We start from the raw sequence: 9896 nt of genomic DNA on the forward strand, positions 1-9896 counted from the left end.
GAACAAGATTTGGACCGGATCCGCAGATCACCATACCGGCCAGCGGCCTCTGATCACCATACCGGCCAGCGGCCTCTGAAAGTGCCGCAAAGAAAGGCCTGACAGAAGACCGCACTCGATCACACCTCAAGAAGGTCAGAAACTACTTGCGCAACGGACGGCAACCACAGAAGAGTAGTTCGAAAAACCACACGCTGTGCTGGTCGATCCATTGCAAGAGCAGATCCTTCTTTCGCCCGGAAAGTCCCATTGCGTCTCGAGCCGCCTGATCCTTGGAAAGCCAGTCCCGCCAACACCCAAGGACGACCCTTTCGAAGGGACCGGAAAACTCTTGCACAGGTCTTCGGACAGTTCCGGTGGAATAACGCCATCCTCCGACGCCCCGAAAGTAGAGCGTAGGAAGAGAAAGGGATGGCGTCTCCCCGATACGGTCTTCGAGCCAGACGCTTTGCGGATCGGCTCGGCTTCGTCTCGGCGGTGACGTCGGCGCAGGTAAGGCGAAGTCTGTCGTCATCCAGCGCCGCGGCGCGGTCATAGCGCCCCCATTGAGCTGCGTGATCCCGGATACCACTGATACAGCCTACCAACGGCGTTCGGTATCTAATCCCACCGCATCATCATCATCATCTGAACGGTTCGCCAATTCGGGGTTCAAAAAAAGACCCCTGCCGGGCACAGTAACCTCTTTGAGCGTGACGCGGGGGCTAAATGAACTCGCGAGCAAAGGTGACCGGCGCCACTAGTATGGGCAAAAAGAAGCCTGCCGAAGCGGGCTAAGTGGGAAGTTGGGTCGAGCCATCCGACGTTGACTGGAGGTTCAAAAGGACGCCTCGAAGCAATATACTTCCCGGCGATCAAAAGGTTCCCGGGTTCCATTAGATCGTCCGCATCCATTTCGAAAACGGTCAACCAAAGGCGATCGAGCCATTTCTAACGGGTTTTCTGACCGACGGCGGCAAGACGCATTTTTGCTCGGCCGGTCGGCCTTGCGGTAGCCAAGGACGGCTCCCTTCTAATGGCGGACGATGCAAACGGCGTGATCTACCGGATCGCCTATGAGGGCAACGCCCCAAAGTCGACTGCGGCTAGAGCCGCTCCGGCCGCCGTCATGGACGAACAGGCAGCTAAGGCGCAGGGTGTTTCACTCGCCAAGGATGGGCCCGAGACCAAGTCGAATGCAACGCTCGTTGTAACTTCGGCATCTTTCAAACCTGAAGGGACCATCCCGCAAAAACACAGCGAGTATGCTGACGGCGTGTCTCCGGCCCGGAAGTAGAAGGCAGTAAAGGATGCCGCTTCCTACGCCATTGTCATGGAAGATCCCGACTCTGACCCGATCAAGCCATTCGTCCATTGGATCGCCTGGAATATCCCTGCAACCGTGACGGAATTGCCCGAGGGACTTCAGGAGCAACTTCGCCTACTTGAGCCGGAAGGCGTGCTTCAGGGGAGAAATAGTTCCGGCTCTCATGGCTACTTTGGCCCTACGCCCCCGGTCGGTGATCCGGCTCACCATTACCATTTCCAAATGATGGCGCTGGACTCGGTACTCGATATTCCTCTGACATCCGACCGCGATGCCTTCCTTGCCGCAGCGTCGGGGCATGTGATCGGCAAAGGGGAGGTGGTGGGACTTTACGACCAAAAGATCCAACCTCCGAAGCAGTAGAAGTCTTCCGGCCTGCAACATAAACAACGGTCATTGGCTTCGTTGGAATAAAATTGTTCCGACGAGGCGTAGGAAAACCAGTCCCGCTGCCGATAGCCAGCACGATCGGGCAGCCTTCTCCAATCCGGTAGTCGTGCCGTCACTTTGAGGTCAAGCCCTGCACGCGGGTCAGGTGCATGCGCAGATCCGGCAGGATCTTTGCTGCTGTATTCTTTAGCTGTCCGTCCGGCCCCTCTTTGGAATAATTGGTGAACAAATCCACGGCTTGCTGATGGGCTGTCACTTGCGTCGACAGGTAAGCCTGATCCAGATTTGCCTCGTCGCTCCGTTGCAGGGCTATGAGCTTCTGGCTGTACTCGGCGTCGAGTGTCACAGGCGCCTCGATGCCGTCCTGCTTCGCAGCGTCGGCCAGTAGTGGTCCGGCCTTCTCGTGATCCTTTAGCATATCCTCAGCGAACTGCTTTGCATCGCTCGCTTTTCCTTTCGCCACTTCGATTTTAGCGGCTTCGATCTCAAAAAGGTTCGACATCGCGGCCTTCTTTGCGAAATCGATTGCATGCAGTTTTGTGGGGTCGTCGGCGCCCAAAACAGAAAAAGCGCTCAGTAGAAGTAAGGCGACGGTGAACGGGGTTCTCATGGGTCTCTCTCACTCGCTGTGATTTCACCCTCGAACCTGCAGAGAGATCGGATGTTCCGGCATTCGAAACGTAAATTGAGGAGAGAAGGATGTTTGAGCAATCACGGGAACATGTGGCGGATCCGAAGGTTTGAAAGGCACCCAAGAATAGGAGATGACATGGTGACGAAATATAATGGCAGACCCGGGCCGGAGCAGGTAACGGAGACCGCAGCCGAAGCGAGGCAGGGCGGTCGCGGCCGCCCCGTTCTGATCGTGCTGGTAAGTGCGCTAGTCCTCACGATGGTCGCCTGGAGCGTATCGGAATTCTGGGGCGAAAGCATCGACAAGGATCGTCAGTCGACCGCTTCGACCAAGCCAGATCCGATCAACGCGCAGCCGAAGGGCGAGGGCACCTTTGACGACAATCCCGCCGACGGAACCAGTCGGCCTCCGGAAGCGACTGATCGCAGTCCTTCGCCCAGCGGAAATGGTGGCGGCCCGACCCAGGTGACAACGCCAAGCGGTACCGAAAAGGTTCAGTGATGACATACAGCGACGGCCCTTCTCGGTGGCCCGTTTCTCTCATGTCGGGAGTTTGATTTGAGCAATCCTAGAGATCCGACGGGGGCACAAGTCCGCGGCCAAGCACAATCGGGTAAAACAGGAGATGTCAGGCCCGGTTTTGATCCTGCTGCCGCGCCGATGGAAACGGATGCAGAAGCGGGAGGCGAACCCATTACCAACGAACAGCCTCGCATCGCCCTGGACGACCACAAGCATTTGAAGCCTGACAGGCAAAAAAACTTCGACGTTGCGATGCGCGAGCCCGTTTCAGCCAAGACGACATCTCAAACAGGACGTCACCCTTGGGCAAAAATTATAATTCCCGTGCTCGTTGCTGCCGCTGTAGGCATGGCAGTTTTGAGCTGGTGGCACGGTTAAACGATAAGTTCGGCAGCTTATCGCCTTCGCTCTGCAAGGCGATAGCGTCAATGCAGCGTCTTACCGCCCATATATAAATAGGCGAAGCTTTCTCCGGCCAACGGTCGCTCAAAAGCATACCCATCAGGTCTTCGACGGTTGCAGCAAAGTGCTGGGGACCAAGGTCGGTCACCTGAACACTCACGGGCGTAATCCCCGTGCAAAACGCTCAGGGGATTAAAGTTATCGCCTATGAAGGACTTCTAGCTTGTCATGATCTTCTTCAGCCCTGCGCGATGCCTCGTGCGGGGTTTCTTCCCATCCTCTCTGCGGCATGAGTCGATCGCGCACCCACCTCTTGAAGCCGCCACCCCACTTCCATACCCCCAATCTGTTGTGCGTTGTGGTGTCTAAGCGGATGCGGCCTACGACGGTGCGGCTGCTGCCATCCGGCATTGGCTGAAGATTAATTGAGCAGCCACCCGGGACGTGGCGATGAAAGCCGCGGGGATTTCTAGAAGCCGAGGCTGAGGCCCGTCTTGATTGAATGGCTGTCCGGGCCAGAGGAAAAGCTGCCGTCATAGGACAGATCGGCCGATAAGGAGGAGGTGAGCTGAACGCGTGCGCCGAGCTTGACGAAGGCGGAATCGCGGGCGGAACTGACGCCCATGACACTGAAATCCTGGCTGCCGTCAAAGGCGAGAACAGCACTGGAAGAGCGCTCGCCGAACAGATGGCGCCAGCCGACCTCCCCGAACAATCTCGTTTTCTCGTCGGGAAGCCCCTGATCGAAGCGCGTACCCACAGTCAGGAATGTATTGAGAATGCTATCAGCCTGGCCATGCAATGCGGCCACGCCGCCATCTTCCTCGAATGATGGCGTATTCTGGTAGACGAGGGTGCCGTTGACGTAGGGTTCGACGTCGAGGCCGCCGAAAGTGAGGCGCCGGGCAGCCTCGACGAAAGCCTGTGACGTCGTCGTATCGTAGTCGACTGTAAGCGTTTCCGAAAGCGATGTGAATTCGACCTTTCGCCTGGTTGCGATATCGTGTCCGCTCCAGAGGCCACCGAAGCGGAAGGAGGTGTCCTCCAGTCGCAAAGCACCATAGGCGCCGAAATGCACGCTGTTGATCGTGGCGCTGGAAGGGGTCTGGTCGAGATTGGCGGAGGCGTTGCTGTAACCCGCCATGAGGCCGGCCGTCCCCTCGTCGGTACGGATGAGGTCTGCGCCCATGATCAGTCCGCCGCCGGACCCGTTAAAACCGCTTGCATCGTCGTTTGTGGCGTAATGGGAGCGGCCACCATAGGCAACCGACCAGAACGGGCCGCTTCTCTCGTCGAAGAGGTGGGACAGTGCGGCACCGCTGTAGCGGCTGCTCTCATCGACGAGGCTGCGCTGGAGCGAGGCATGGATTTCTCCCGAGAGCGACCGCAACGCTACCTCGCGCTCATCGTCGATGACGTAGAGTAACGCATCGGACAGGGCGCCGGGACCGATCGTGTCGATCGCGCCGCCAACCCCGGTCTCATTCGTCGTGCCGTCGGGTAAGGAGAAGGGTATCTTAGTAAGGGTAAGATAGACGTTGCTGGGATCGTAGCTCAGCGACGATGTAAGGAAGGCGAAGTTGTCGGTGACTGAGCCGAAAGCGCCCGAGACACCGCCGGCGGCGGTTGCGATCGTATAGGTCAGCGGAGAACTATACGTGTCGCCGGTATCGATGCCATTTTCCGGCCTCACGGCCACGCCTGCAGTCGGAGCGATGGTGAGGATGCCGCCGACATTGATCAGGTCGGAGCGTCCGGCGCCGTCGACTTCGACGGCGTAGGTCGAGCCAGAGTGAAAATCGGCGTTGCCCCCCACCGTCAATGTGCCAATGGAATTCCCAGGTGCGACCGTGCCGCCGCTTGAGGTGCTGAACGAGGCAACCGTGCCGTTGCCGCCGAGAAAGGCTCCGTCATGGATCGTTACCTGAGAGAGGAGGCTACCGTTAACCGACAACGTGCCCTCCACGACGTCGGTCGCTCCAGTGTAGGTGCCGTCTCCCGTCCAGGTGAGCTTGCCGCTGCCCCGCTTTTCAAAACTCCCTGTGCCGGAGATGTCGCCGGAGAAAGCGCCATTGAAATCCTGGTCGAAGATCAGCGTGGCGTTGTCGACGATGTCGCCAGTGATGCTGCTGCTGGAGACGGAAAGCGTGCCAGACGAAACGGTGGTGGTACCGAGATAGCTGTTTGTTCCAGTCAATTTTAGTGCGCCGCTTCCCGACTTCACCAACCTGCCCATGCCGATGATGTCGCCCGAGAACTCGCCGTCGAAAGCCTGGTCGAAATGAAGCACGCCGGAATAATTCGCGATTTCGCCCTGTATGCTGTTGGTATCCCCTAGGAGCGTTCCTGCCAGGATCGTCGTGCCGCCGAAATAGGTATTGGCGCCGCTCAAGGTGAGCGTGCCGGTACCGTCCTTGACGAGCGATCCGCCGCCGCCAATACGCCCCGAGAAGCTGGATGCGGCGTTGCCGACGACCGATAGGGCTTCGCCGAAGCGCAGGTTGATGGAACCACTACCGGCCAGTTTTCCGATGCTCGTGCCTTCCTGCATCCCGTAGGAGCCGTCGATAGCAAGGGTCGTAGCGCTGTTGAAGGCCGAAGCGTTGCTGGTGAAAAGCGAGGCTCCGGCTGCGATGGCAACGTCGCCGCTCAGAATGCCCGACATGTTGTTGCTGCCGACGAAGGTGATTCCGTGGCCGGCCTGAATCTGACCTCCATAATTCGAATTGGCGACCGTCACGTTGCCTGCCGTACCGATCAGACCAGCTCCCGATAGGTTGTGAAGTGTCGCGTCGTTTAAGCCAAGATCCATCGTGCCGTCGACGCCGATCGAGCCGATGAGCGAGAGATCGGCGGCAATGTCACTATCAGTCGCATCAAGGGCGATCGGGCCTCCGACATAAAGGGAATTGACGTCGATCAAACGGCCGCGCAGGGCAGCCGTGCCGCTGGTCGGGACGCCCATCAAAGATATTTGCCTGAAACTGAGAGCCCCCACATTCTGAAAGGTACCGTCAAAGACGCCGCCAAAGACATTGACGTCGGCGCCGTTGGCCACAAACGTCCCGTCGCCGTGGAGATTGACGAGGCTCGCGGCGCGGGACGTGCCTCCCATTTCCAGAGTCGCCCCATTGAAAATGCCGACTTCATGGTAATCGAGGAACAGGCTTGCATTGGCGACGACAGTACCGCCGTTGATATTATACTTTGTGGGGTCAGAGGAGCCGTATATCAGGACGTGGTCGATGATGATCTTCCCCGTATCTGTCGCTGTTCCCAGATTGAGTGTGGAGCCGTTGAGCAACTGCCTGAAATTCACATGAATGGTCGATGTCGGCGTGACTGAGAGGGTGCCGGTATCACCGGCCCCGACGATGAGCTCGCCCTGCAAGGTATCTTCGACGTCCACGGTGCCGTATCTGAGGTGACCGCCGTCGAGCCAAGTGTAGCCGCTCAGCTCATTGCCGTTGTAGATTGTCTTGTTGTCGGCGACGACCTCGTCGGCGTTTGCGCTCGACGTGGCAAGCGCAGAGACGCCCGCGACGAGCAGGCAAACATAGGTGCGGCGCGTGATGAGCTTCATTGGTTTCCGGGATAAGGGCTGGAGCGACTTGTCCGGTGGACCGTAGCGTCGGAAACCGCCGTGCACATTCGCAAAAGTTGCATGTTTCGCCAGTTCTTGACCGGACACCACAGGCGCCATCGCACTGAAGTAAGGTATCTTCCGATGCAAAACCGGTTCCGGTTCGCGATGCTATACGCTAGATGATACTCCGCTAACATCGTGGGTCGACGGAGCGGGATGGGATACGAATTGAATAACGAGATTGCGGTTTCGCGCGAAGTTGCGAAGCTGATTGCGTCCGGGGCGAAGCACAGAAGCCATCCGCGGTTTCGCCAAGCCGTTGCGCATTACTGCGATTCGATGAGCCAGCCAGCGCCCGACGGTTGGCCTATCTGGAAGCTCCTCAACCGTTTCAGCCGCTACTTCGCCACCTATATTCTGATCCACAATTTCTTCGCCTGGGAGCAATATGGGGAAACCCATCCAACGGCGGCGGTGCTGCAGAAGCAATCCGGCCTAAGCCCCCGTCAGACCGTCAACCTTGTGAACGCGCTCAAAGCGGGTCGCCTTGTAACGGTCGAGAGCCTTCCCAGTGACAGGCGAGTCAAGCTTCTGCGGCCTTCGTGCGAAATCATCAGGGAGATCGGGCGCTCCATGCTTGCCTACATCCAAGCCGAGGGCATGTTGGCCGGGGACCCCTCGCGAGCAGGGCAGGTCGCCCGCGACCCCGAACTGCTCGGAGACGTCATCTGTCATTGCGCTCGCTTCGTCAGGCTACATGGCACGGTCATCCACCCTTTTCCGAGAATTCTCAGCCTTGCCTCGAGGGATTGCGGTTATCTGCTCCTTGTGACGCTGATGGCTGCGCATTACAGGCGGCTCGATGGGCGCAGCCCCATCACTCTGTCGACCAACGCCCTGGCCAAACGTTACGATACCTCCTCTTCCCATGTCGCAAACGTCCTTCGCGACCTTAAGGACTTTGGTGATTTCTCTTCTAACCGCGACGGTACTCTCGAGCATCTGAGCGCCGACCTTGTCGACGAGTTCGAGACCTGGAGTGCTTGCGAGATGTTGCATTACACTGCACTCGCCGATGCGGCGCTTGCACGAGGTGCCGGTCGCCAGTATCGGGATCTTTCCGGCGAGGAGGACGCGATGGCTGGATGAGGCAAAGCGGACGTGCTCGTTGAGATTGCGATAACCTACTTTACGGAAACGTTTTCTATGCGTGGATCTGACGCTGTGTGCATAAGCTTGTCTTTCCCCTCAGATGACCGCGACCAATTCCCGCAGGGCTTTCACCCACTCAACCAGCTTTATGCCGCGCGACCTGACCCGTTTGCTGGTCGACAAATAACTTTTACGAGGCCGACAGAGCTTATGAGCGAATGTTATCAGAATCGGAGGATGGCCCAATTCAGGCAGCCACAAGCCGAACGGCGGTCTGTTGGGGGGCGGGCTGCCAGATACGCCGACGGAGCTAATAACCAATTGGCCAAAAACCGATTCAGCTCAATGGCCATCGCCTACGTCCGTCTTAGGAGAAAGATGTCAATCTGCCAAATTTTGCCATTTGAGCTCAAGGTATTCGTATGAGCACAATCAACATTTCCCTGCCCGACCACCTTAAGAGCTTCGTTGATGAGCAGGTCGCGGGACGTGGTTATGGGACGAGCGGCGAATATATCCGCGAACTGATTCGACGAGATCAGGACCGTCTTATATTGCGCGGACTGTTGATTGACGGAGCATCGTCCGTGCAATCCGATCCGGTCGATGGGCGCTATTTTGCCGAATTGCGTAGTCGTGTGCGTGGTCGGCACGGCAAGTGACAAATAGGCCCATCGTCCCGAGGGAGTTGGCTCGCCGTGACGTCGAGTTTTGATGAAAGTGGCGGGAAAGTTGGGTCAGGTGACGATCCCACAGGCAACTTTCGAGGACGGCATCCTCGGCAAGCGGACGCACCGCGCGTGGCATTGGCACGGCAGCTTCCTCGTCTGATCCCGACGTAAGTTTGACCTTCGTTCCAACGCGAGGGGATTGCGGCAGGAATTCAAATCAGTCTTCAGGGGTGCCAAGCACACCCCCCGGCTTTCAAGGCGTAGCATTTGGCCGCGGGGCACCAATTGAGGGGGAGAAGGATAGGTCTGCTATGCGACCCTTCCCTACGCTATTCTCGGCAGATGAAATTCAGCCAGACCATCCGGTTTTGTACCTCCGCAGACGGCACCCGTATCGCCGTCGCGTCTTGTGGTGAGCTTTCGGTCGGGCTCGCATCTGGCTCCCAGGCTCGACCTGGGAGCCAGCGCGCGCGGCGACAGCGTTCGAAAGTTCCATAAAATGCATTACGCCTCAGGCGTGTGTTTTCAATGATTTAGTGAATAGTTCGAGGCGGGTGGGTTCGATTCTCATCAAGGCGAGCAGATCAAGCTTTCAGTAGGAATATCTACGGCAGACGTTCTCGACAGATGACTGAGACCACTTCCTGCAGAACTTTGACCCGTTCGACCAGCCATGCCAGATCCTCTGCGCTAATCTCGTAGTTCGGCGAGTACCGGGCCTCGACATAAGCGCGCGACAGGAGCTCGAAGCGCCGGCGAGCGATCCGGTTGTCTCGCGGCCATGCCTCGACAAGCCTTTTATCCAAGTCCTCTGCCTTGGAACGCAAAACCTTAATACGGTGCGATTTCGGGCTGTAGAGTGTGAATGTCAGCAGGATACAGTGGTAGTAGCTCTCGCAAGATTGATGCAAGTTGAATGCGGCCATCGTCAGCCAACCGCGGCTCATTTGATCTTCAGCCGTTTCCAGAAATTGAGAGGCTTGGCTGTACCATCTTTCGAAATTCTTTTGCGCTTCTGCTTTGGCTTCCTCTTTTGTCAGCGGCTTCGGCTGAACGAGGGGATGGCCCTTTACCTCATAGAGGACCTTACCGTCCCTGGCTATATCGACGAAGAAGGGCCGGCCGCGTGAGAGCTGGTCGTTGATATCATGCAAACTGTGGACGATCGGAATGACTGGGGTTTCGATCCGGTGGGCGATCTGTTCCTGCAGGAACCGTTCTTCGAGGGAAAGC

General features: G+C 57.7%; 8 protein-coding genes and 1 pseudogene. 6 read left to right on the top strand and 3 right to left on the bottom strand.

The window, feature by feature from the left end; all coding sequences use genetic code 11:
- Window positions 1–1015 precede the first annotated feature (1015 nt).
- Window positions 1016–1276, top strand: coding sequence for a hypothetical protein (locus tag AC1DUP_RS36410; protein ID WP_477837320.1), 261 nt, complete (start codon window positions 1016–1018; stop codon window positions 1274–1276).
- A 21-nt stretch (window positions 1277–1297) separates the two neighbouring features.
- Window positions 1298–1669, top strand: a pseudogene (locus AC1DUP_RS36415) (YbhB/YbcL family Raf kinase inhibitor-like protein); the annotation flags it as partial.
- Window positions 1670–1808: 139 nt separating this feature from the next.
- Here AC1DUP_RS36415 and AC1DUP_RS36420 read toward each other — a convergent pair.
- Window positions 1809–2306 carry a DUF4142 domain-containing protein gene (locus AC1DUP_RS36420; protein WP_113312200.1) on the bottom strand — a complete coding sequence of 166 codons (498 nt, stop codon included), beginning with the start codon at window positions 2304–2306 and terminating at the stop codon, window positions 1809–1811.
- A 159-nt stretch (window positions 2307–2465) separates the two neighbouring features.
- Here AC1DUP_RS36420 and AC1DUP_RS36425 point away from each other — a divergent pair, with 159 nt between their 5' ends.
- Together AC1DUP_RS36425 and AC1DUP_RS36430 are read left to right on the top strand one after the other, a co-directional pair.
- The gene (locus AC1DUP_RS36425) at window positions 2466–2831 is read left to right on the top strand and encodes a hypothetical protein (protein ID WP_113312201.1); all 366 of its coding nucleotides are present in this window, start codon (window positions 2466–2468) and stop codon (window positions 2829–2831) included.
- 57 nt (window positions 2832–2888) lie between these two features.
- On the top strand, window positions 2889–3230 hold the full coding sequence (locus AC1DUP_RS36430; RefSeq protein WP_113312202.1) for a hypothetical protein: 342 nt from the start codon (window positions 2889–2891) through the stop codon (window positions 3228–3230).
- Between the two features lie 493 nt (window positions 3231–3723).
- On the opposite strand, the gene AC1DUP_RS36435 is transcribed toward AC1DUP_RS36430, so the two are convergent.
- Window positions 3724–6837, bottom strand: a complete 3114-nt coding sequence (locus AC1DUP_RS36435; RefSeq protein WP_477837323.1) for an autotransporter outer membrane beta-barrel domain-containing protein — start codon at window positions 6835–6837, stop codon at window positions 3724–3726.
- 231 nt (window positions 6838–7068) lie between these two features.
- Between AC1DUP_RS36435 and AC1DUP_RS36440 the strand changes: the two genes are divergently transcribed.
- Both AC1DUP_RS36440 and AC1DUP_RS36445 read left to right on the top strand, forming a co-directional pair.
- The gene (locus AC1DUP_RS36440; protein ID WP_477837325.1) at window positions 7069–7989 is read left to right on the top strand and encodes a hypothetical protein; all 921 of its coding nucleotides are present in this window, start codon (window positions 7069–7071) and stop codon (window positions 7987–7989) included.
- A 425-nt stretch (window positions 7990–8414) separates the two neighbouring features.
- Window positions 8415–8654, top strand: coding sequence for a type II toxin-antitoxin system ParD family antitoxin (locus AC1DUP_RS36445; protein WP_113312191.1), 240 nt, complete (start codon window positions 8415–8417; stop codon window positions 8652–8654).
- A gap of 614 nt (window positions 8655–9268) precedes the next feature.
- Here AC1DUP_RS36445 and AC1DUP_RS36450 read toward each other — a convergent pair.
- Window positions 9269–9896 (bottom strand): HEPN domain-containing protein (locus AC1DUP_RS36450; protein ID WP_477837327.1); only part of this gene is annotated, 628 nt, incomplete at its 5' end.

The sequence above is a fragment of the Rhizobium sp. 01L419 genome (assembly GCF_056400025.1).

Bases quoted from the DNA above. Each gene is read 5' to 3' on its own strand.
- AC1DUP_RS36410 (WP_477837320.1), top strand. From the start codon at position 1,016: ATGGCGGACGATGCAAACGGCGTGATCTACCGGATCGCCTATGAGGGC.
- AC1DUP_RS36420 (WP_113312200.1), bottom strand. From the start codon at position 2,306: ATGAGAACCCCGTTCACCGTCGCCTTACTTCTACTGAGCGCTTTTTCT.
- AC1DUP_RS36425 (WP_113312201.1), top strand. From the start codon at position 2,466: ATGGTGACGAAATATAATGGCAGACCCGGGCCGGAGCAGGTAACGGAG.
- AC1DUP_RS36435 (WP_477837323.1), bottom strand. From the start codon at position 6,837: ATGAAGCTCATCACGCGCCGCACCTATGTTTGCCTGCTCGTCGCGGGC.
- AC1DUP_RS36445 (WP_113312191.1), top strand. From the start codon at position 8,415: ATGAGCACAATCAACATTTCCCTGCCCGACCACCTTAAGAGCTTCGTT.